We start from the raw sequence: 21,987 nt of genomic DNA, 5'->3' as shown, positions 1-21,987 counted from the left end.
CCCATTATCACCTTCAAATTGAGTGGATTCGGTATGCATATCCGCTTTTATGGCCATCTGCGTGCCGGCTTCGGGCTTGCTGGTGGTGCCAAGGCCACAGCGCGTTGCCTGGAGGCAGCGGGCTGCCAGCTGAGCTATGTGGATCTGGCCCTGGCAAGCCATGCCGCTGTTCAGGAACTGCCTTGCGACAGTCATGAATTGGGGAGTGATGACATCCACCATCAAGTGGATTTCGTTCATACCAACCCCAACATTCTCTCCAGCAATCCGGAGTTGCTGGAACGTCACCCACTGACCGCTCCACTACGGATCGGCTACTGGGCCTGGGAGCTGGAACAATTCCCTGCCGGCTGGGAACGCTTTTTCGGCGGCTATCACGAGATCTGGTGCCCCAGCAGCTTCACAGCCCAGGCTCTGGCCCAGCGCAGCCCTGTGCCTGTGATCGCCTTGCCCCACCTTCCGGACTGGAGCCACCTGCGAGAACGCAACCAGGCACGAAAAGTTTTTCGTCAGACCAGTGACGCACGACCCTTCACCTTCCTCACTCTGTTCGATTTCTGGAGCACTCCTGAGCGCAAAAATCCCGAAGCCGTGATCCGAGCCTTTCAACAAGCTTTTCCTCGCCAAGACAATTCAGGCCCTGACGTACAACTACTGGTCAAGGCCAGCAGCGCCGAACAGTTCCCTGAACAGGCCCGAGCCCTGAAAAACCTCGCTAAGGGTGATCGACGCGTTCGCTGGATCGAAGCATTGTTGCCTCAAGCAGAGCTCGATGCTCTTTACGACCGAGCGGATGCCCTCGTGAGCCTGCACCGCAGTGAAGGGTTCGGGCTCACCCTCGCGGATGCCATGGGGATGGGGATACCAGTCATCGCCACTGGCTATTCCGGCAACCTCGATTTCATGCCTCCTGGCAGCGCTGAACTGATTCCATGGTCGCTAAGGACGATCGAGCGCACCCGCGGTGACTACATGGCAGGTACGACTTGGGCTGAACCTGATATCAAAAGTGCTGCAAAAGCCATGCGACGGCTCGCTATGAATTCAGAGTACGCCGTCCAACTGGGCTTGCGCGGTCAGAAGGTGGCACAGGAACGACTCAGCAGTAAGCGACTCAGCGCAGTAGTGCGTCAAAGGCTTGGTCGCTGGTGGCTGCCGCCAAACCCAGCGCCTGTAGACGCTGCTGCAATGCCAGCTCCCAGCTACTGAAACCCTCTGGGCTGCTCTGCGCTGCCGCGAGTAACGACTGCACACGTTGCTGATCAAAGGCGTAGCAGGCATCCTCCAAAAGTCGCTGCCTGCAGAAGGCATCCGCCTGACCGAACAAAAAAAGCTGTTCGGCCAAAGCCAAACCTGGCAAAAGTGCAGCAGCCTGACGGGCCCCATCCCAGGCGCCAGAAGACGGTGTGCCCGCTTGCTGCCAACTTTGCAGTTCCTGAATTGCCAAGGCTGGATCAAGAGAATCCAAAACTTGCAATAGATTGCGACACGTAATTGGGCTATCGGAACCGTCATCGAGACTTCGCCTGTAGCAGTCGATTGCAGCATGCAGCTGATTGAGCCCGCGATGGGCATCACCGAGCTTGTGCTCTAGCCAAAAACTCCTGGCGGGATCGACACGCCGCGGCTCCAAAACAAGCTGACATCCTCGATAGTCGCCCTGCATCAACAGCACATAACCAAGCGTGTCCCACACCTCGAGCGGTGAAGCAGGCGCAAGCTGCAGAAAACGGCGCAGTAGACCCTCGGCCTGTTCCCATGCACAATCGTCAACAGCTTGATGGAGCGATGCCCATAAGGCATTGAGCCGATGCTGCACAGTCGGTTGCTCTTGAATGACCCTCACCTCCTCAAACGATCAACCACGACAGTGTGACCTGAGCTGGCCCAACTCAGAGCTGCGCGAAGCCCTGGAGCGGGTGGATCTGTTCACCCTCTGGTTGGGACGCAGCATCGAAGCCTGCGTACGTGGTGATCAAAGCCTCGAGCAGTGGCAATCAGAAACGTTTGAAGTTGCGGCTCGGCAACGCTTTCTGGAGCTGGGATCCGCCCTCGATCGAGTTTGCCTTTCTGTGCTTCAGAGCGATGACACCCATCTCGCCCAGGAGTGGTATTTCAAACTTCAGGATGGCGATGCCGACTTTGGGAAATTGGCACCCCAATCTCTGGGAAGCAGTCGCGACAGTGGCGGTCACGTAGGCCCCCTTCGCATCGAAGAATTGCAAGCCCCACTGGATCGCATGGTGCTTCGCGCGCAGCCTGGAGTGATCCAACCCCCCTTGCGCATTCCCAACGGACGCAGCATTGTGCTGCGACTGGATAGCCGCCTCCCGGCCCAGTGGGACGACGCCACCAGCCGCGAGCTGACACTGCGCCTCCATCGCGACTGGCTTACAAACACGATCAACACCCTGCTGGCCTCCGATCCACGGCCCGAATCGGTCTGCTCCCTACCCCTTCCATGAGTCAAGACACTTCGTCGCTACCCGTACCACTGCAGGGAGTTCTTGCCTCTCAGCGATCCAAGCTGCAGTGGCTGCGCTATCGAACCGGTCAGGCACTGTTACAAGCCGATCGGCTGCCCCATCAGGTGATGTTCATCGCTGAAGGAGCCGTACGCCTGATCGCCGATGATCCAGCCACAGGGCCCTTCACGCTGGCCCGGCTTGGCAGCGGCGATGCGGTGGGCTGGTGTGGATTGTTGCGCAACCGCCCCTGTGAAGCAGCGATCGCCATGGAGCCCACCCTGGTGGCAGCGCTTCCTGCCAAACTGTTTCTTGAGCTGCTCGGTCTGGACCCTTCGCTACAACAGGGCTGCCTTGAACCCAACCGCAGCGAACTCGCCGAACTGCTGCTGGCATGGCTAGCTCGTCAACCCCAACGCTACGACGATCTACCGGGCCTGCTTGCAGAACTTTGGCGTCCCGGCGCACTCCAACTTGTCATCGGCGAGCAGCTCGGGGATACGACTGATCTTGACTCTGAGTATTTGTGGCTGCAAAGCGCACCTTTACCCAGTGAATCCCCCGTAGGGAGTGAGATCAAACACTGGAAAGCAGATTCGGCCAGCAACGCATTGCCCTTCGGCGGACGCTTGATTGGCATCCAGCGTGCCGCCCTCGACGAAGCCCTGTCTGCTCGCCGCACCCGACCGCAATCCGCCGACAAAGCTGATGGGCGCGTTCACGAAGATCTCTGGCGCCAGGCCGGCGATGCCGACGACTTACCAGGGCCCATTGATCCTGAAGAGCTCGGACTCAGCAGCGGCAGAAGACGGTTACCTCCGATGCATGAGCGCGGCGATGGTCCTCTGGACACAGCACTCATTTGCCTGCAAAGGCTGGCCAGCCGCTATCGCTTCCCCTTTCCTCGGGACATGGTGGAGCAAGTATTGCTCGACTGCGATCAGCGACTGGGTGGGATCTCCTTGCTGCACCTGGGTCAGATCCTGGAAAGCCTCGGCTTGGAGGTAAGACCGCTCAACGCACCTGCCAAGCAACTGCATCGGCTGCAGCCACCAGCGCTGGTGAAATTGCAGGACCGTTTCCTGCTGATCGAGGAGGCCAGTCCTCGTGGCTTGGTGGTGGCTGACCCAAGCCGCGGCCTTGTTTCATTGAGCACTACAGAACTTCAGCAGCTCAGCCCTGATGGCTTCCAGCTGATGCTGGTCAGGCCAGCGGAATCTGCTGATGTCGACGCCCAGGCAAGCCGATTTGATCTGGGCTGGTTCTGGCAAGTCATTAGCCCTTACCGCGCTCAGATGGGGCTGGTATTTATTGCTGGCTTCACCAACAAGGTGCTGGAGATTGGCTTCACGCTCGCCATTCTTCAAATCGTGGATGTCGTAATTACAACCCGCGATCTGAGCCTGCTTTGGCCAATCGGGCTGATGATGAGTTTGATTGTGGTGGTAAAGGGGGTTCTGGCGCTGCTGCAGAACAACCTCATAGTCGATCTCTCTGACCGTATCGACACCAGCCTCGGTAGTCAGGTGGTGGGGCACATGTTCCGACTGCCAATGAAATTTTTTGATCGGCGTACTGTCGGCGATCTCTCCAGCCGCTTCAACGACCTGCGCCGGGTACGCAGCTTCCTCACAGGAACCGTGATCAACACCGCCCTTGATCTGGTGTTCATCCCATTAGTGGCACTGGTTATGTTCGCAATTCAGCCCATCCTCGCGCTGGTTGTGCTGAGCAAAATTCCACTGATGTTCTTGGCCACCTGGTTCAGCAGCAAACCAATCAAACGCGGCATCACCCGACGCAACAGGGCTTGGTCGCGGGCTCAGGGGTTTCTTGTGGAATGCCTTAGCGCCATCCGGACAGTCAAAACCCAGAACTTTGCAACTCAAGCCCGGTGGCAGTGGCTTCAGCGCTATCGAAGCTTTTCCAGCGAAGACTTCCAACTGCAACGACTGCAAGTCTTTGCGCGTGAACTGAATTTCCTGATTCCTAAGGGGACCCGACTCGTTCTGATGATGGTGGGCGCCGTTTTGGTCGTTCAAGGTGGAACCTCTGTCGGTTCCATCTTCGTATTCCTGATCCTTGGCGGACAGCTTGCGAGCTCAATGATCCAATTATCCACGGTGTCAGACCAATACCAGGATGCCCGTGCCGCAATGGATTCCCTCGCAGACGTGCTTGGTCAAAAGCCAGAGGATTCTTTGGCTTCAAGCTATATGCTTCCTCTGCCTGCAATCGAAGGTCGCATCGACCTGGAAAATGTCTCGTTTTCCTATGGCCTCACCAGCAAACGCCAGCTCGATCAGTTCTCCGTGTCGCTGGAAGCTGGCCAGGTGATTGGTCTGGTAGGCACCAGTGGCAGTGGCAAGAGCACTCTGGTGCAGCTGATCGACGGTCTCTATCAACCCGAAGAGGGGCGTATTTACATCGACGGAACCGACATCAGCAAGGTTCAGATCGGCAGTCTGCGCCGGCAGGTGGGTTTCGTCCCCCAGGAATCGATCCTCTTCGATGGAACGGTGCTCGACAACCTGCGACTCAACATGCCTGATGCCCCCTACGAGGCCGTGATTGACGCCGCCAGAGTGGCCTGCGCCCATGAATTCATCATGAAGCTTCCAGATGGATACAACACCCGGGTTGGCGAACGAGGAGGCGGGCTCTCCGGAGGTCAGAAACAACGCATTGCCATCGCTCGCATGGTGCTGCAAAACCCTCGGCTGGTGATCCTTGATGAGGCCACCTCGGCCCTGGATCCCACCACAGAAAGCATCGTGATCGAACGATTGCATCAGCGTTTCGCCGGTCTCACCCTGGTGATCGTCACTCACCGGCTTGCCTGTTTGCGCAACGCTGATCGCATTTTGATGCTCGACAGCGGCGTTCTGCTTGAGGATGGCTGTTGGAACGAATTGATGGCGATGCAAGGCTCCTTTGCCAGCCTCGCCGCCCAACAGCAGGCTCACGCCGCCTGACCCCTCCGATCTTTCCGACTCAACCAGGCACCCATGGCTCGCTCGAAGTCCAACACCAGCTCTGCACTGGTCCATAGCCGGCGATCACGTCTTGATGCCGATGAGGAGGAAGCCCTTCGTCTGGAAACACGCCCTTCTCCCGTGCTTCCAGCAGTGTTGGCTGGCAGCCTCTCAGTGCTGATCCTGGGGCTGATCAGCTTTGCAGCTCTGGTGAAGGTTAATCAGGTGGTCACGGTGCCTGGCCGGCTGGTCACCCGCCGCAGCACTCAGGACCTCACCACACCAGAGCGAGGGGTGGTGCGCGAAGTGCTGGTTCAAAGCGGCCAAAGGGTGGAAGCCGGCCAGGCGCTGGTGGTGCTTGATCCACGCGTTCAACGCAGTGAAGTGGCCGAACTACGCAGCCAACTGGAATCGGAAATCAGTCGCCAGCAGTCGGATCAGGCCCGTATCCGCGAACGCATCACCGGTCTCGAGCGCCAGCTCGACATCGATGAACGGCTTCTGGCTCCGATCCGAGCCCTGGCAGCAGAGGGAGGCACCTCTCAGATACAGGTGATCGAAAAGGAACGAGAACTCGAAATCACTCGTCGCAACTTGGCCGAAGCTCGCCAGGAGGAGCAGACTCTGAATTTTGAATCACAGCGCACCCAGGCCCAGCTGCGCGCCGAGCTGGTGGACGCCCGCTCCAAATTGGATCTGGTCACGCTGCGTGCGCCGGTGTCCGGCACCGTGATCGATCTTCAGGCTCAGACAGGCCAGGTGGCGAATGGCAACGAAGCGCTGCTCAAGCTGGTTCCCAACGATGAACTGCAAGCCCAGACCTTCGCCAGAGATTCCGATATCGGTTTTATTCGAGCTGGGCAAACTGCTGAGATTGCCTTCACCAGCTACGACAAAAGCGTTTACGGCACCCTGCCAGCCAAGGTCAGCCTCGTGAGTCAGGACTCATTACCTCCGGAGCCTCCTTACGACTACCCCCATTTCCCTGTCAGTCTCGATCTCAGCGGACAAACATTGAAGAAAGACGGCAAGAGTTTCGAATTACAGCCAGGTATGGCCTTGAACGCTCAGATCAACTTGCAAAAACTGACACCGCTGCAATTGTTTTTCAGCCGCTTAACTCGCACAGCCGATGCCGTCCGCAGCATGCGCTGAAGCTGAAAGCGGCGAACAAGTTCGTGTGCTGTTGGTGCTGATCGCCCACCACCCACCGGCTGAGCATATTGAGCGGATCATCAGTTGTTTGTCTCAACTGTCAGATAGGTTTCGATATGCCGTGGTCATTAACAACCATCGACCAGGCGAGGCCGCTGAAGCTTTGTTGCCCAAAGCCGACATGGCCATCGTTCAACATGCCAATCCAGGCTTTGGACGTGGTTTTAATCAGCTTTGGCACCAATGGTGCACCCAGCATGGTGTGCCTCCCCTGGTAGCAGTACTGAACACAGACCTGTCCTGGGACAGTTCGGGATTTGAACGGCTGGTCTGCTGGCTCGAACAACACCCCGACGTCACCGCCGCCTCACCGGAGCTGCGCTTCCCCAACGGCCGTCGCCAGTTTCTCTGCAAGCGCAATCCCACCCTGCTGGCCCTGTTGAGCCGCCGCTTCATTCCCCGTCGACTGAAACCGCATCGTCTACGTCGCTATGACCACTGGTACACCATGCGCGATCAGCCCTATTCGCAGGTGTTCAAATCGACCTACCTGAGTGGCTGTTGCCTATGGATGCGCGGCTGGGCCGTGCAAGCGATCGGTGGCTTTGACCCCCGTTTCTTCCTCTACTTCGAGGACGCCGACATCACCCGCCGCCTCGCAAGCCATGGCCCAACCGTGAACCTGCCGATCACAACCGTGACTCACCACTGGGGCAGAGGCAGTTACAGCAGCATCTGGCTCACCCTGGTGAATTTACACAGCGCCTGGCACTACTTTCGCAAATGGGGCCTGCAGCTCTGGTGATACCCAATGTTGAAGTGTTGCTCGCCACCTGGAATGGAGCGCCTTACCTAGAGCAACAGCTGGAAAGCCTGCAGAGGCAGAGCCTGAAGCCAACCCGCGTACTGATGAATGACGACGGTTCCACAGACGGCACCCTCAGCATTCTCAATCGCTGGATCAAGGCACATCGCGGCTGGATCAAGCTTCTCGCTCCCCTTCACAAGCGCCTGGGCCCAACGCAAGCTTTCAACCGCCTGCTGCTCGCCAGCCAGGCGCCTTACATCGCACTCTGCGATCAAGATGATGTCTGGCATATTGATCGTCTAAAAACCGGCCTGCAACAACTTCAGGCCACAGAATCGAAATCCAAGCTCGGACAGCAGCAGCCTCTCTTACTACATTCCGATGCGACGTTGATTGATGCTCAAGGACATCAACTGAGCCGCTCGCTTTGGCAATGGCACCAGGTGAATCCACAACATTGCTCACTGGTGCATCTTGCTCAGAGGAACCAAGTCACGGGATGCACGATCCTCTGCAATCGATCGCTGCTGCAATGCGCTCTGCCGATCCCGAACGAGGCTGTGCTTCACGACTGGTGGCTTGCCCTGGTGGCCTGTCAGCAGCACGGACTGATTGCCTGCCGCCAGCGCTTGATCGCGCATCGACGCCATGGCGCCAACCACAGCGGACCGCACAAACAGCAAGAGCAACTGATGCAACGCTTGATCGAGCGTTTCAGCTCGCGTCGTTGCCAATGGCTTTGCCTGCATCAACGCCTTGGACTGAGCTGGTTGCAACGACTGGCATGGTGGCCGCAAGCCCTGATCACCCTTCTTCAACGCTGGAAAGCATGATCGGAACATTCCATAAGTCTGGTTATGTCCGGTGGTGATCCAACAACAGATCCGTCTCTAGCCGACCCCTGGCTACCCGTTGGCAAAGTGGTAGGCGTGCAGGGACTACGCGGCGAGCTGCGCGTCAACCCTGCCAGTGATTTCCCCGAACGCTTCACAAAGCCAGGCCCCCGCTGGCTGCAGGCCCAGGGAACATCACCTAAAGAGGTCATCCTCACCAATGGGCGGCAACTACCGGGAAAAAGTCTGTTCATCGTTTGCTTCGAAGGGATCGACAACCGAGAGGCAGCCCAGGCTCTGGTGGGTCAGAAACTTCTTGTGAGTTCAGCAGATCGACCCGAGCTGCAGGAAGGTGAATTTCACTTGCTCGACCTGGTTGGCCTTGAAGCCCGTCTCAACAACTCAAGTGAAATGATCGGCCTGGTGAGTGACCTGATCAGTGGCGGCAACGATCTGCTTGAGATCACGAGAAACGACGGCCACAAACTGCTGATTCCTTTTGTTGAAGCGATTGTTCCAGAGGTGCACTTGGAGGAAGGCTGGCTGCTGCTCACACCTCCGCCAGGCTTGCTTGAGCTTTAACACTTGTGATAAAGCCCTTGACCAAATGTGATGACAGGACTTGACCGAGTACGTAAAAATGGCTAGCGAATCGCCACCGAACGCGTGACCACCCCTCTGACTCCGGTGATCCTCTGCGGTGGCACAGGCACTCGTCTCTGGCCTCTCTCGAGAGCCAGCTATCCGAAGCAATACTGGCCCCTTGGCGGAAGTGGCGAGGAAACCCTGCTGCAGCAGACTCAGCAGCGCCTTGAAGGAATTAAGAGTCTCAATTCTCCTCTGCTTATCTGCAATAACGATCACCGCTTCATCGTGGCCGAACAGATGCGCCAGATCGGGGTTGACCCGGAGGCCATTCTCCTCGAACCCATGGGACGCAACACGGCCCCAGCTGTCGCAGTGGCGGCCCTACAGGCCACGGCCCGCGGTGAAGACCCACTGCTGCTTGTCCTGGCTGCAGACCACGTCATTCGAGATGCAGAGCACTTTCAGTCAGCGATTGAGGCGGGTCGCATTGCAGCCGAGGCCGGGCGACTGGTGACCTTTGGCATCGTGCCGACATCACCTGAAACCGGCTACGGCTACATCGAAGCCGCCGAATCACTGGACACCGGTTCCCTGAAGCCAGTGCCGATCGCTCGCTTCGTGGAAAAGCCCGACCTGGCCACTGCCGAACAGTTCCTGGCCAGCGGCCGATTCACCTGGAACAGTGGCATGTTCCTGTTCAAAGCCAGTGCCATACTGGCAGAGCTTGAGCGCCTGGCACCTGAGGTGGTGAGCTGTTGTCGCGCAGCACTTGAACAAGATGAGGCAGACCTCGATTTCCTGCGCCTCGAACGCGAAGCTTTCGCAAAGTGCCCCAATGACTCCATCGATGTGGCCGTAATGGAACAAACCAAGCTGGGATCAGTGCTGCCTCTCTCAGCAGGCTGGAGCGACGTCGGCAGCTGGAGTGCCCTGTGGGACACCGCCGATCACGACGACGATGGCAATGTGCTGCGCGGAAGGGTGATTAGTGAAGGCAGCCGAAACTGCTACCTGCGCAGTGAGCACCGCCTCGTTGTGGGCCTGGGCGTGGAAAACCTGGTGGTGGTCGAAACCGATGATGCCGTTCTGATCGCCGACCGCAGCCAGGCCCAGAACGTCAAAACGGTTGTGAAGCAACTGGAAGCTGATGGCAGCCCGGAGGGCAAAGCACACCGCAAGATTTATCGTCCCTGGGGTTCCTACACCGGCGTGGTGGAAGACAGCCGCTGGCAGGTCAAACGCATATCGGTGAAACCAGGTGCCAGCCTCTCCTTGCAGATGCATCATCACCGCGCCGAACACTGGATCGTGGTCAGTGGTACAGCCCTGGTGGAACGTGATGGAAAAACAGAGATGGTGGGCGAAAACCAGAGCACCTACATCCCGCTCGGCTGCAAACACCGTCTCACCAACCCGGGTCGCATCCCCGTGGAACTGATCGAAGTGCAGAGCGGCGCCTATCTGGGTGAAGATGACATTGTGCGCTTTGATGACGTCTACGGCCGCAGCGACATCGCAGCGGCAGCCCAGGCTGCAATCACTCCACAGTGACGCTCTTGGCCAGATTCCTGGGCTGATCCACGTCCAGACCTCGGTGAGCTGCAATGTGATAGCTCAGCAGTTGCATTGGCACCACCGTGAGCAAGGGGCTGATCCACTCGCTCGCGTCAGGAACCGGAAGGAGTTCATCAAACAACTCCGTGTCGGCGCAGATGGGGGCCACACCGATCAGCTGAGCATCCCGGGCCTTGGCCTCCTGTGCATTACTGAGCACTTTTTCGAACACGACGCCAGGTACGGCAATGGAGATGACCGGTACGTGCGTATCGAGCAGTGCAATCGGTCCATGTTTCATCTCGCCGGCCGGGTAACCCTCTGCGTGGATGTAACTGATTTCCTTGAGTTTCAGAGCTCCTTCCAGAGCAATCGGGTAGTTGATGCCGCGCCCGAGGAAAATCACATCCTGGGTTTCTGCAAAACGGTGGGCCAATGCCTCCGAAAGCTGATCATGTTGCTCCACAAGGGCACTGAGCTGTTGCGGCAAACCACGTAACTCACTGACCAACGCAGCAATCTCTGACTCGCTGCGGCTGCCGCGCCGTGCTGCAAAGGCCAGTGCAAGGGCATAGAACGACAGCAACTGACCGAGGAATGTCTTTGTGGCTGCAACGCCGACCTCGATGCCGGCTCCGATATCAAGGATGTAGGAGACCTGGCGAGCCAGTGAACTCTCCACCCGATTGGTCACGCCTAACTGACGAGGGGCATAAGCCGGATCCGCCTGAACCTGTCGCCGCTCAGCGTCCATGGCCAGAGCTGCCAACGTGTCTGCCGTTTCACCGGATTGGGTGACACCGATGGTGAGCGTGTTGGGAGCGAGTGGAGGAGGTGCGTAGCGAAACTCACTGGCATAAAACACAGTGGTAGGAATTCCCGCAAATTGCTCCAGCAGATAGGCCCCAACGAGAGCGGCATGTCGACTGGTGCCGCAGGCCAGAATCTGAATGCGCTCGATCCCGGCGTAAAAGTCTTGATCAAAAGGCAGGGCCACAGGATTGGAACCCTGCAGATTCAGCGGCAGATGCCTTTCCACCCATAGGCGTGCTGTGTCTGGCTGTTCATGAATCTCCTTGAGCATGAAGTGGCGGAACTGGCGCTTGTCGGCCACCTGGTCCTCACCGCTGAGCAGGGATGGATTCCGCTGCTGACGCTCACCCTCAGCGTCGTAGAGCTCAATGCCAAGCGGACTGAGCAGCGCCACCTCTCCATCTTCAAGCGGCAGGATTGTGCGAGTGAAGCCAGCCAGCGCAGGCGTATCGCTTGCACAGATGAACTCGCCCTCACCCAGACCGATCAACAGTGGTGCTGCTTTGCGAGCGACTACCAGAGCGCCTGGAACATCAGCCCACAACACCGCAAGGGCATAGGCACCCTGCAGTTTCGGAAGCACGGTTTGCACGGCAAGCAAAAGCGTGCTGCCGTCGGCAGGCAAACCATCACTGCGCAGCCGCTGTAATTCCGCTGAAAGCAGATGCGGAATCACTTCGGTATCGGTATCTGAGCGGAAGTTGACTCCTGCACCGGCGAGTTGCTCACGCAGGGCCCTGTGGTTTTCGATGATGCCGTTCTGCACCACCGCCACCTGCCCAGGGCCATCACAGTGAGGGTGAGCGTTGTGCTCCTCGGGCTTGCCATGGGTTGCCCAGCGGGTATGGCCGATTCCACAGAAACCAGGCGCAGATACCCGCTCCACCTTCTCGGTGAGATTCGCGAGCTTACCCTTGGCACGAATGCAATGAAGCCTGGCGGCAGCGTCTGAGGTCGAGGTCTCGATGGTGGCGATACCAGCGGAGTCATATCCGCGATATTCCAGTTGCCGCAAACCCTCCAGCAGCAGTGGCGCAGCTTCTCTGGAACCAATCACCGCAACGATTCCGCACATACTAAAAAGCCCGGGCAATGCCGGGCAGAGCTTATGAGTTAAGAGGGCTTAAAAAGAAACTCTGTGGTTGATGCGCCGATCAGTACGCAAGACCCATGCTTCTGGTGGTCTCGTTCCCCAGATAGACCCTGATACTGAGAAAGTCGGTGGGGCAGGCTGTTTCACAGCGCTTGCATCCAACACAGTCTTCTGTGCGAGGGGATGAGGCGATCTGACCAGCCTTGCAGCCGTCCCAAGGCACCATTTCGAGCACATCAAGAGGGCATGCGCGGACGCACTGTGTGCAGCCGATGCACGTGTCGTAGATCTTGACGGCGTGGGACATGCTCCCGTCTCGCAGCAGGTGACTTGGGAATAACTTAAAGGGGAGTGTCGAGACTGAGGGCTGGCTTGCGACGGGCCGTCACTGTTGTTAACGCCAGGTTCGGTGTCAAATCACGAAGTTTGAAAGAACGGGGCCAGCCCGTAGGATGCGGCGTCCCGTCTTCACGGCCATGTCCCAGGAAGCGATCCTCGAAAAAGTCCGCTCGATCGTGGCAGAGCAGCTCAGCGTCAATGCGGGCGAAGTCAAGCCCGAATCCAATTTTCAGAATGATCTGGGTGCTGACTCCCTCGACACCGTCGAGCTGGTCATGGCACTGGAAGAGGCCTTTGACATCGAAATTCCAGACGAAGCTGCTGAGGGCATCGCCACAGTCGGTGACGCCGTCAAATACATCGAAGACAAGCAAGCCTGAGGATCGGCAGCATGGTGGAGGGTCTCCAACGCGTTGTGGTCACGGGCCTCGGCGCGGTGACGCCGATCGGCAACAACGTCGCCGAGTACTGGTCCGGCCTCACCTCCGGCAGGAATGGGGTAGCAACAATTTCACTGTTTGATGCCTCACGGCACGCCTGCCGATTCGCCGCTGAAGTGAAGCAATTCGATCCGGCTGGATTCATTGAACCCAAGGACGCAAAGCGCTGGGATCGTTATTGCAAGTTCGGTGTTGTCGCAGCCAAACAGGCCCTTGACGATGCAGGTCTGAAGATCACCGAGGCCAACGCCGACCGGATCGGAGTGAGCATTGGCTCTGGAGTCGGAGGGCTGCTCACGATGGAAACCCAGGCCCATGTGCTTGAGGGGAAGGGTCCCGGACGGGTGAGTCCGTTCACAGTGCCGATGATGATTCCCAACATGGCCACCGGCCTTGCTGCGATCGCCCTTGGTGCAAAGGGGCCCAGTTCAGCCGTGGCCACAGCCTGTGCTGCGGGATCGAATGCGATCGGAGATGCATTCCGTCTGCTGCAACTGGGCAAAGCTGATGCAATGGTTTGCGGCGGTGCTGAGTCCGCCATCACGCCGTTGGGGGTGGCCGGTTTTGCCAGTGCCAAGGCACTGTCCTTTCGCAACGATGATCCAGCCACGGCCAGTCGCCCGTTCGACAAGGAACGAGACGGTTTTGTGATCGGTGAGGGCTCAGGGTTGTTGGTGCTGGAAACACTCAGTCATGCCGAAGCCCGCGGCGCCACGATCCTGGCTGAAATTGTTGGTTATGGCACCACATGCGACGCCCACCACATCACCTCTCCAACCCCCGGCGGTGTTGGCGGTGCAGCCGCGATGCGTCTTGCCCTGGATGACGCTGGCCTCAATGCTGAAAGCATCGATTATGTGAATGCTCACGGCACCAGCACTCCTGCCAACGACAGCAACGAAACTGCCGCCATCAAGAGTGCCCTTGGCAATCGCGCCAGCTCAATCCCGGTGAGCTCAACCAAGTCGATGACCGGCCATTTGCTGGGCGGCTCCGGGGGCATCGAAGCCGTGGCCTGTGTGCTGGCACTGCAGCACAATGCTGTCCCTCCAACCATCAATTACAGCAATCCCGACCCCGACTGTGATCTCGATGTGGTGCCCAACACCGCCCGTGAGCACACACTGGGAACGGTGTTGTCCAACTCGTTCGGCTTCGGCGGCCACAACGTCTGCCTTGCCTTCAAGCGCATGAACTGAACCCCTGGTTCAGGTTCACCACCGGTGCCCCTGACCATGCTGTTTCAGACTGCTCCAACCTCTTACTGCTTCTCCAAGCTCACGCCATGGTCGCCGCGCCCGCTTCTCTCGACACCCTCTGCATCAACAGCATTCGCATGCTGGCCGTGGATGCAATTAACAAGTCCAAGAGCGGCCACCCTGGCCTGCCGATGGGTTGTGCACCGATGGGGTACACCCTCTGGGACAAGTTCCTGCATCACAACCCCAAGAACCCCAAGTGGTTCAACAGAGATCGCTTCGTGCTGTCAGCCGGCCATGGCTGCATGTTGCAGTACGCGCTGCTGCATCTCACCGGCTACGACTCGGTGTCGATCGATGACATCAAACAGTTCCGCCAATGGGGCTCAAAAACACCGGGACACCCTGAAACCTTCGAGACCCCTGGCATCGAAGTGACCACAGGCCCACTGGGCGCTGGTATTTCCAATGCTGTGGGTCTGGCGATTGCCGAGTCTCACCTCGCCGCGAAGTTCAACAAGCCCGACGCCACCGTTGTCGATCACTTCACCTACGTGATCATGGGCGATGGCTGCAATCAGGAAGGGGTGTCTTCCGAAGCAGCGTCATTGGCTGGCCACCTGAAGCTGGGCAAACTGATTGCTCTTTACGACGACAATCACATCACCATCGATGGCCGCACGAACGTGTCCTTCACCGAGGACGTACTCAAGCGTTATGAAGCCTACGGCTGGCACGTGCAGCACGTCGCTGACGGCAACACCGATGTGGATGGCATCGCCAAGGCGATCGAAGCCGCCAAAGCTGTCACCGACAAGCCATCGATCATCAAGATCACAACCACCATCGGCTTCGGCTCACCCAACAAGAGCGATACGGCCGGCGTGCACGGAGCTCCCCTCGGAGACGAGGAAACGGAACTGACCCGTCAACAGCTGGGCTGGAACTACGGCCCCTTCGAAGTACCCCAGGACGCTTACGACCAGTTCCGACAGGCCATCGATCGCGGGGCCAGTCTGGAAGCCGAGTGGAACCAAACTCTCGCCACCTATCGCTCCAAGTACCCAACAGAATCAGCGGAGTTCGAGCGCATGCTGCGCGGTGAACTGCCCCAGGGCTGGGACAAGGACCTTCCCACCTACACCCCTGACGACAAGGGGCTGGCCACCCGTAAGCACTCCCAGATCTGCCTGGGTGCTCTTGGCCCAAATCTGCCTGAACTGATTGGTGGCTCTGCAGACCTCACCCACTCCAATTACACAGACATCAAGGGTGAAACAGGTTCCTACCAGCCTGAAACCCCCGAGAAGCGCTATCTGCACTTCGGTGTGCGTGAGCACGCCATGGCAGCCGTGCTGAACGGTATCGCTTATCACAACAGTGGCCTGATCCCCTACGGCGGAACCTTCCTGGTCTTCGCCGACTACATGCGCGGCTCGATGCGCCTGTCGGCTCTGAGCGAGCTGGGCGTGATCTATGTGCTCACCCACGACTCCATTGGCGTTGGTGAAGACGGACCCACACACCAGCCGATCGAAACAATCCCTTCACTCAGGGCCATGCCGGGAATGCTGGTGTTCCGACCAGGCGACGGCAACGAGACAAGCGGTGCCTACAAGCTGGCGATTGAAAATCGCCATCGCCCCAGTGCTCTCTGCCTCAGCCGACAAGGCATGGTGAATCAAGCCAATTCCTCGATTGAGAAAGTGGCACTGGGTGGCTACATCCTCGAAGACTGCGACGGAACCCCCGATCTGATCCTGATCGGTACCGGCACCGAACTCGACCTCTGTGTGCAGGCCTCCAAACAGCTGAACGCCGATGGCAAAAAAGTCCGCGTCGTCTCGATGCCCTGTGTTGAATTGTTTGACGAGCAGAGCGACGCTTACAAGGAAGAGGTGCTGCCCGGTGCCGTTCGCAAGCGAATCATCGTTGAAGCCGCAGAAAGCTTCGGGTGGCACCGGTTTATCGGTCTTGACGGAGACAGCGTCACCATGAATCGCTTCGGGGCTTCAGCCCCTGGCGGCACATGCATGGAGAAATTCGGCTTCACCGTGGAGAACGTCGTGGCCAAATCCAGAGCATTACTTGGCTGAGCCCAATTTTGCAGAATGCACAAAGCGGAGGATTGAATCCTCCGCTTTTTTTTGATCAGCACCATTGAGATCTGGATCAGATGCGTAATCTCATCACCGGCGGGGCTGGATTTCTCGGATCCCATTTGGTTGATCGCCTGATGCAAAAGGACGAAGAAGTCATTTGCCTGGACAACTATTTCACAGGAAGAAAGTCGAATATCAACGAATGGATTGGACATCCTAATTTTGAACTCATTCGCCACGATGTCACTGAACCGATCAAGTTGGAAGTTGATCGAATCTGGCATCTGGCCTGCCCCGCTTCACCGATTCATTACCAGTTCAACCCAATCAAAACAGCCAAAACAAGTTTTCTTGGCACTTACAACATGCTGGGCCTGGCAAGACGGGTTGGCGCTCGCTTCCTGCTGGCAAGCACGAGCGAAGTTTACGGAGATCCAGAAATTCACCCACAACCGGAAAGCTACCGAGGCTGCGTCAACACGATCGGAATTCGCAGCTGTTACGACGAGGGCAAGCGCATTGCCGAAACCCTTTGTTTCGACTACCAGCGCATGCACGGCACGGAGATTCGGGTGATGCGCATCTTCAATACCTATGGACCGCGCATGCTCCCGGACGATGGACGTGTGGTGAGTAACTTCATCGTTCAGGCCCTCCAGGGAAAACCTCTGACGCTCTATGGAGAGGGCAATCAAACCAGATCGTTTTGCTATGTGGATGATCTGATCGAAGGCATGCTTCGACTGATGAGTGGGGATACATCCGGTCCCGTCAATATCGGCAACCCCAATGAATTCACCATCCGCCAGCTGGCTGAGCTCGTACGTGATCAGATCAACCCCAACCTTGAACTGATCCGCAAGCCACTACCTCAGGACGATCCTCTCCAGCGCCAACCCGTCATTGATCTTGCCAGGAGGGAACTGGGCTGGGAGCCGAAAATCTCCCTCCAAGAAGGACTTCAACCGACAATCAATTGGTTTCGAGAAACACTCGAAACCAGAACCAGATAACCCGAAAACTCTGAAAATCATCACCCAAAAAATCAATGATCCTGGGTGATGCTCTTCAGAGCGGACTTACTCAGCCTTGTCCATTTTCACCCCGGACAATTCAGCTCCACCTTTCACCTCCAGCACCTTCTCCAAACCTTCGAGATCCTCATCGGTGATCTTGGTCTGCATCGGACAGTGTTTGGGGCCACACATCGAGCAGAATTCAGCCTGCTTGTAGATATCAGCAGGCAGGGTTTCATCGTGATATTGCTTGGCCCGCTCGGGGTCCAATGACAATTCAAACTGCTTGTTCCAGTCGAAAGCGTAACGAGCCCGGCTGAGCTCATCATCCCGATCACGGGCACCTGGACGATGCCTGGCGATATCGGCCGCATGTGCCGCGATCTTGTAGGCAATCAAACCCTCACGCACATCGTCGGCATTGGGGAGACCCAGGTGCTCTTTCGGTGTCACATAACAGAGCATCGCCGTGCCATGCCAGCCGGCCATGGCCGCACCGATCGCCGAGGTGATGTGGTCATAACCAGGTGCGATGTCCGTCACCAGAGGGCCCAGAACATAGAAAGGTGCCTCGTTGCACTCCTCCATCTGTTTTTTCACGTTGAACTCGATCTGATCCATCGGCACGTGGCCTGGACCCTCAACCATTACCTGAATATCCTTCTCCCAGGCACGACGCGTCAGTTCACCAAGGGTGTGGAGCTCGGCAAGCTGAGCCGCATCGGAAGCATCATGCTGACAGCCCGGGCGCAGCGAATCACCCAGTGAGAACGTGCAGTCGTAACGCTTGAAAATCTCGCAGATGTCGTCAAAACGCGTGTAGAGCGGGTTCTGGCGGTGGTGATACAGCATCCACTGGGCGAGTATGCCCCCTCCGCGACTGACAATCCCGGTGATACGGCCTTTCACCTTCACCAGGTGCTCAATCAGCAGCCCAGCGTGGATGGTCTGGTAATCAACCCCCTGCTGACAGTGCTTCTCGATGATGTGCAGGAAGTCGTCCTCAGAGAGGCGTTCAATCGAGCCATGCACACTTTCCAGCGCCTGATAGACGGGAACCGTGCCGATCGGCACGGGCGACGCCTTGATGATTGACGTTCGAACCTCATCCAGGTTGACGCCACCGGTGGACAGGTCCATGACGGTGTCGGCACCGTATTTCACCGCCAGATTCAGCTTCTTGACCTCTTCCTCGGCATCAGAGGCGTTGGGTGAGGCGCCGATGTTGGCATTCACCTTGCACTTGCTGGCGATCCCGATCGCCATCGGCTCCAGATTTTCATGATTGATGTTGGCAGGGATCACCATGCGCCCCCGTGCCACCTCCTCCATCACCAGGGTCTCGGGCAGGTTCTCCCTCCTGGCCACATAGACCATCTCCTCGGTCACCAGGCCCTGACGGGCGAAATGCATCTGGGACACGTTCGGCTGTCCGCGACGGGACTGAACCCAGGAAGCACGCATGATCCATTCAGCGAAGGAACTGCCAGGAGCCGGCCAGCTGGCCGCAGATCACATTGGTCACTTCCCTGTCGCCGGAATGACCCGGATCAGGTTCGGAGGGTGTGATCTCAGCCAATGGGATCGCAAACGATCCAGGGCACCCCTAGTGGTGCTCAATTACTAGCAACGCCGTTGGGAACACACCGTCAACGCAGCTGCAATCCGTTCAGCGCCGCTGCCACAACACGGTGGTCAACGTCTTTCTGGAGAGGCAACAACAGAGTTCTGGCCTGCTCGCTGATCGGATGATCAGCGTTTTCACGCACAATCCGACCCAGGATCTCCGCTCCGCTGACGCGCACCGTGCCGTCTCCATCCGTGATCGCTGCACTGGCCAGCTCCAGCAGCCAGCCGAAATCGATCTCGGATTGCTCCGCCAGAGCCGAGAGAATGCTGCAACGCACTAGCCAGGCGCTGTCGGCATCGAATGCGGCTTTCAGCAAGGGCCAGGCTCGCGCAACGCCATAACTGGCGAGGGCATTGGCCGCCTCGGCTCGCACATTCGCATCAGCATCGCTGCGCAGCAGCCGCTCCAGAACCACCCAACCCTGCTCGGTGCGCTTGTATCCCAGACCGCTGCAGCTCAAGGAGCGCACCAGGAAGGCCTCCTGCTCACTGCCCAGCACCAGAAGAGGAACAGCATCCTCATCGCTGCAGAATCGCAACTGGGTGAGCGCCGGCATCGCCCTGACTGGATCACCTGAACCGATGGCCTCCCTGAGAGCATTCAGATCGGGCTCACCCCCCTGTGATTGTTGCGGTGTGGACGCCATCGATTCAATTCTCCTGAAAACGGCTGCTTCGTAAAGCCACCAGCAGCTGGTGGCGACGGCGGCGGCGACCCACCACTGCGTGGATCACCAGGCCGGAGCCAACCAGGATGGCAGGAACGGACTGCCAACGCTCCGTGCCCTCACGCTGGACAAGAGCCAGAACTCCCAGACCGATCAGCAGGGGAGCCGCCAGGGACAACAACACGTGCAGACGCGTGCGAGGCGGGCGATTCATGGTGTCGGTTCCCAGGCCAACATCACAGCCGTCAGCACCCGAATACCGACCCCAAGGCAGCGTTCATCAGGGAGAAAGTGGCCGTTGTGCAGCGGCGCACATCCCTCAGGACCCGCCACACCGAGGCGAAACATCATTCCTGGCACATCTCTGATCAACTCAGCGAAATCCTCTGCCCCCAGAGAGGGCTGCTCCAACCGCAGGACCTGATCGGGACCTAATTGCTCGATGGCACATCGCTCGAGCAGGGCCGTGAGCCTGGTGTCGTTATCAACGGGAGGCGCAATACAGCGATAACGGACCGTGGCAGTGGCGCCGAAACCCTCGCAAAGAGACCGAACCGTTTGCTCGATCCAAGTGGGCAGCTGTTCATGCACATCGTTGGACAGACAACGAACCGTTCCAAGCAGGGTGACCCGATCGGCAATCACGTTGAACGCCTTGCCCCCTTCGATGCGTCCGAAACTCACCACCACAGGGTGAAGGGCATCAAGCCTGCGACTGATGGCTTCCTGGAGACCCGTGACCACCCTCGAAGCGATCCAGATGGCATCAACCGACTGATGAGGCCTGGCACCGTGGCCGGCCTGACCATTGATCTCGATCTCCAGCTCACCAGCCGCGGCCGTCAGGCTGCCGCTGCGCAAACCCACGCTGCCCACAGGCAAGCTGGGAAAGACGTGCAAACCCAGAAGAGCGTCCAGCCCCTCAGTGGCTCCCGCTTCACGCATCCAGCGAGCACCCTGCGCGATTTCTTCTGCAGGCTGGAACAGCAAACGCATCCCAACGGGTAATTGCGGCTCAGCCGCCAGCAATCTGGCGACCCCCAGACCGACCGTGCTGTGCAGATCATGTCCGCAGGCATGCATAACGCCCTGCCGCAGGGAGGCATAGGGCAGGTCCGTTAGCTCTTCAATGGGCAGTGCATCCATATCCACTCGCAAGCCGAGTTTCGGGCCCTGTTCGGGGCCAAGATCAGCCACTAGACCCGTGCGACCCACGCCTTCGCGAACGCGCCAACCGGCCTTTCGCAGGTCTCCGGCGATCAGAGCAGCAGTGTGATGTTCTTCACCGCTGAGCTCAGGATGGGCGTGCAGATGGCGGCGAAACTCGATCAGCTCCGGCAACAACGCTTCCAAACGCTCCGACCAGGTGGCTGTGAGATTCATGACATCTCCAGAGCGAGAAACCGCTCAAGATCGGCAATCGGCCGGGGAGGCCAGCGACGCACCTCAGCAAGCCAGGCCGAATCGCTGTAACTGGGATCAAGACCTGAAGCTGCAGCCCAATGGCTTTCCGCTTCACCACGCGACCCCTTACTCCAGAGCAAGGCACTCAAGGCTGCCCGTGCATCGGCGAACATCGGGTAGCGCCTGATCAGATTGCGCAGGTTTCGTTCGGCTTCCTTCAGATCATTGAGCTGGTACAGAGCCAGCGCATCACTCGCTCTGGCCATCGCAAATCCAGGCCTGGCATCGGCCGCCAAGCGATAGAGACGCTGGGCTTCCTGCCATTCACCCTCCGACCCACGCACATTGCCGAGGTTGTAGAGAGCCGATGCATCGTCTGGATTCCGCTCCAGAATCCAGTCGTAGTCTGCCGCGGCCTCGGACCAGCGCTGCAGAGCCTCTTCAGCAGTCCCGCGATTGAGATGGGGATCAGCATCGTCGGGTGCCAGCTCCATGGAACGAGTCTGATCGGAGATGGCACCCTCCGGATCACCAAGCATCAGTCGCACATTGCCGCGGTTACTCCAGGCCGCTGCATCGTCAGGGGCAATCTCCAGAACCTGATTCCAGACAGGAAGTGCTTGCTGCGGATCCCCCGCGCGACTGAGCGCAAGTGCACTATCAAACAGCTGTGGCAACTGATCAACCTCGGCAGCGAATGCGGCGCCGGGAATCGCCATCAGAAGCAGCGGTAAGAACCAGCCGGCGAGACGAAGCATCCATCTCATGCGCCTGACCCCCGGTCATTGCATGAACCCGAATGACAACTCGACACCACGATTCGCATCACACTGAGCGAGGGGTGATGAGTAGATCATCTGGTTGCAACCAAAACAGCTGGGTCACTGTTTTTCAATCTCAGAGCGT

At 58.3% G+C, this 21,987-nt stretch carries 20 protein-coding genes and 1 riboswitch; of the genes, 12 read left to right on the top strand and 8 right to left on the bottom strand.

Going from position 1 to position 21,987, the window contains the following annotated elements:
* Window positions 1–18 precede the first annotated feature (18 nt).
* Window positions 19–1,209 (top strand): glycosyltransferase family 4 protein, encoded by a 1,191-nt coding sequence (locus tag SIB73_RS13335; protein WP_413439624.1) that lies wholly within the window; start codon window positions 19–21, stop codon window positions 1,207–1,209.
* Here SIB73_RS13335 and SIB73_RS13330 read toward each other — a convergent pair.
* On the bottom strand, window positions 1,115–1,846 hold the full coding sequence (locus SIB73_RS13330; RefSeq protein WP_413404385.1) for a tetratricopeptide repeat protein: 732 nt from the start codon (window positions 1,844–1,846) through the stop codon (window positions 1,115–1,117). The two genes, SIB73_RS13335 and SIB73_RS13330, sit on opposite strands and share 95 nt — an antisense overlap.
* Between SIB73_RS13330 and SIB73_RS13325 the strand changes: the two genes are divergently transcribed.
* The 7 genes from SIB73_RS13325 to SIB73_RS13295 all read left to right on the top strand — a co-directional run bounded on the left by SIB73_RS13325 (window position 1,836) and on the right by SIB73_RS13295 (window position 10,375).
* Window positions 1,836–2,465: a peptidylprolyl isomerase gene (locus SIB73_RS13325; protein ID WP_413404387.1), complete on the top strand. Its 630-nt coding sequence runs from the start codon at window positions 1,836–1,838 to the stop codon at window positions 2,463–2,465. The genes SIB73_RS13330 and SIB73_RS13325 overlap by 11 nt on opposite strands.
* Window positions 2,462–5,440, top strand: a complete 2,979-nt coding sequence (locus tag SIB73_RS13320) for a peptidase domain-containing ABC transporter (RefSeq protein WP_413404389.1) — start codon at window positions 2,462–2,464, stop codon at window positions 5,438–5,440. Before SIB73_RS13325 ends, SIB73_RS13320 begins: the two co-directional genes overlap by 4 nt.
* 33 nt (window positions 5,441–5,473) lie before the next feature.
* Window positions 5,474–6,595: an HlyD family secretion protein gene (locus tag SIB73_RS13315; RefSeq protein ID WP_413404391.1), complete on the top strand. Its 1,122-nt coding sequence runs from the start codon at window positions 5,474–5,476 to the stop codon at window positions 6,593–6,595.
* The gene (locus tag SIB73_RS13310) at window positions 6,573–7,400 is read left to right on the top strand and encodes a glycosyltransferase (RefSeq protein WP_413404392.1); all 828 of its coding nucleotides are present in this window, start codon (window positions 6,573–6,575) and stop codon (window positions 7,398–7,400) included. Before SIB73_RS13315 ends, SIB73_RS13310 begins: the two co-directional genes overlap by 23 nt.
* Complete coding sequence (locus tag SIB73_RS13305) at window positions 7,379–8,236, top strand: glycosyltransferase family 2 protein (RefSeq protein ID WP_413404394.1); 858 nt, start codon at window positions 7,379–7,381, stop codon at window positions 8,234–8,236. The genes SIB73_RS13310 and SIB73_RS13305 overlap by 22 nt, the downstream gene beginning before the upstream one ends.
* Window positions 8,237–8,260: 24 nt before the next feature.
* Entirely contained in the window at window positions 8,261–8,818 is a 558-nt protein-coding gene (rimM, locus tag SIB73_RS13300) for a ribosome maturation factor RimM (protein WP_413404396.1), read from the top strand.
* A gap of 84 nt (window positions 8,819–8,902) precedes the next feature.
* Window positions 8,903–10,375 (top strand): mannose-1-phosphate guanylyltransferase/mannose-6-phosphate isomerase, encoded by a 1,473-nt coding sequence (locus tag SIB73_RS13295; RefSeq protein WP_413404398.1) that lies wholly within the window; start codon window positions 8,903–8,905, stop codon window positions 10,373–10,375.
* Here SIB73_RS13295 and glmS read toward each other — a convergent pair.
* Window positions 10,362–12,266, bottom strand: coding sequence for a glutamine--fructose-6-phosphate transaminase (isomerizing) (gene glmS / locus SIB73_RS13290; RefSeq protein ID WP_413406152.1), 1,905 nt, complete (start codon window positions 12,264–12,266; stop codon window positions 10,362–10,364). The genes SIB73_RS13295 and glmS overlap by 14 nt on opposite strands.
* Before the next feature lie 79 nt (window positions 12,267–12,345).
* Window positions 12,346–12,591: a photosystem I iron-sulfur center protein PsaC gene (psaC, locus tag SIB73_RS13285; RefSeq protein WP_392345685.1), complete on the bottom strand. Its 246-nt coding sequence runs from the start codon at window positions 12,589–12,591 to the stop codon at window positions 12,346–12,348.
* A 169-nt stretch (window positions 12,592–12,760) separates the two neighbouring features.
* On the opposite strand from psaC, the gene acpP reads away from it, so the two are divergent.
* The 4 genes from acpP (at window position 12,761) to SIB73_RS13265 (ending at window position 17,377) form a co-directional block, all read left to right on the top strand.
* Window positions 12,761–13,003, top strand: coding sequence for an acyl carrier protein (gene acpP / locus SIB73_RS13280; protein WP_413324198.1), 243 nt, complete (start codon window positions 12,761–12,763; stop codon window positions 13,001–13,003).
* Between the two features lie 11 nt (window positions 13,004–13,014).
* Entirely contained in the window at window positions 13,015–14,262 is a 1,248-nt protein-coding gene (gene fabF, locus SIB73_RS13275) for a beta-ketoacyl-ACP synthase II (RefSeq protein WP_413404400.1), read from the top strand.
* A gap of 86 nt (window positions 14,263–14,348) precedes the next feature.
* On the top strand, window positions 14,349–16,358 hold the full coding sequence (gene tkt, locus SIB73_RS13270) for a transketolase (protein ID WP_413404402.1): 2,010 nt from the start codon (window positions 14,349–14,351) through the stop codon (window positions 16,356–16,358).
* An 80-nt stretch (window positions 16,359–16,438) separates the two neighbouring features.
* Window positions 16,439–17,377, top strand: a complete 939-nt coding sequence (locus SIB73_RS13265) for a UDP-glucuronic acid decarboxylase family protein (RefSeq protein ID WP_413404404.1) — start codon at window positions 16,439–16,441, stop codon at window positions 17,375–17,377.
* Window positions 17,378–17,443: 66 nt separating this feature from the next.
* Here SIB73_RS13265 and thiC read toward each other — a convergent pair whose 3' ends face one another.
* The 5 genes from thiC to SIB73_RS13240 form a co-directional block, all read right to left on the bottom strand.
* On the bottom strand, window positions 17,444–18,844 hold the full coding sequence (thiC, locus tag SIB73_RS13260) for a phosphomethylpyrimidine synthase ThiC (RefSeq protein WP_413404406.1): 1,401 nt from the start codon (window positions 18,842–18,844) through the stop codon (window positions 17,444–17,446).
* A 45-nt stretch (window positions 18,845–18,889) separates the two neighbouring features.
* Window positions 18,890–18,998, bottom strand: a riboswitch (TPP riboswitch).
* Window positions 18,999–19,029: 31 nt separating this feature from the next.
* On the bottom strand, window positions 19,030–19,656 hold the full coding sequence (locus tag SIB73_RS13255; protein ID WP_413404408.1) for a HEAT repeat domain-containing protein: 627 nt from the start codon (window positions 19,654–19,656) through the stop codon (window positions 19,030–19,032).
* 4 nt (window positions 19,657–19,660) lie between these two features.
* On the bottom strand, window positions 19,661–19,891 hold the full coding sequence (locus SIB73_RS13250) for a DUF3188 domain-containing protein (RefSeq protein ID WP_413404410.1): 231 nt from the start codon (window positions 19,889–19,891) through the stop codon (window positions 19,661–19,663).
* A complete protein-coding gene (locus tag SIB73_RS13245; RefSeq protein WP_413404412.1) occupies window positions 19,888–21,060 on the bottom strand; it encodes an amidohydrolase in 1,173 nt (390 codons plus the stop codon). The genes SIB73_RS13250 and SIB73_RS13245 overlap by 4 nt, the downstream gene beginning before the upstream one ends.
* Window positions 21,057–21,839 carry a tetratricopeptide repeat protein gene (locus SIB73_RS13240; protein WP_413406153.1) on the bottom strand — a complete coding sequence of 261 codons (783 nt, stop codon included), beginning with the start codon at window positions 21,837–21,839 and terminating at the stop codon, window positions 21,057–21,059. The genes SIB73_RS13245 and SIB73_RS13240 overlap by 4 nt, the downstream gene beginning before the upstream one ends.
* Window positions 21,840–21,987 lie beyond the last annotated feature (148 nt).

It is taken from the genome of Synechococcus sp. MIT S9509 (assembly GCF_047303035.1).
Lineage (GTDB): Bacteria > Cyanobacteriota > Cyanobacteriia > PCC-6307 > Cyanobiaceae > Synechococcus_C.
The sequence above is the reverse complement of the archived record's forward strand: the minus strand, read 5'-3'. Positions and strand labels throughout refer to the sequence as shown.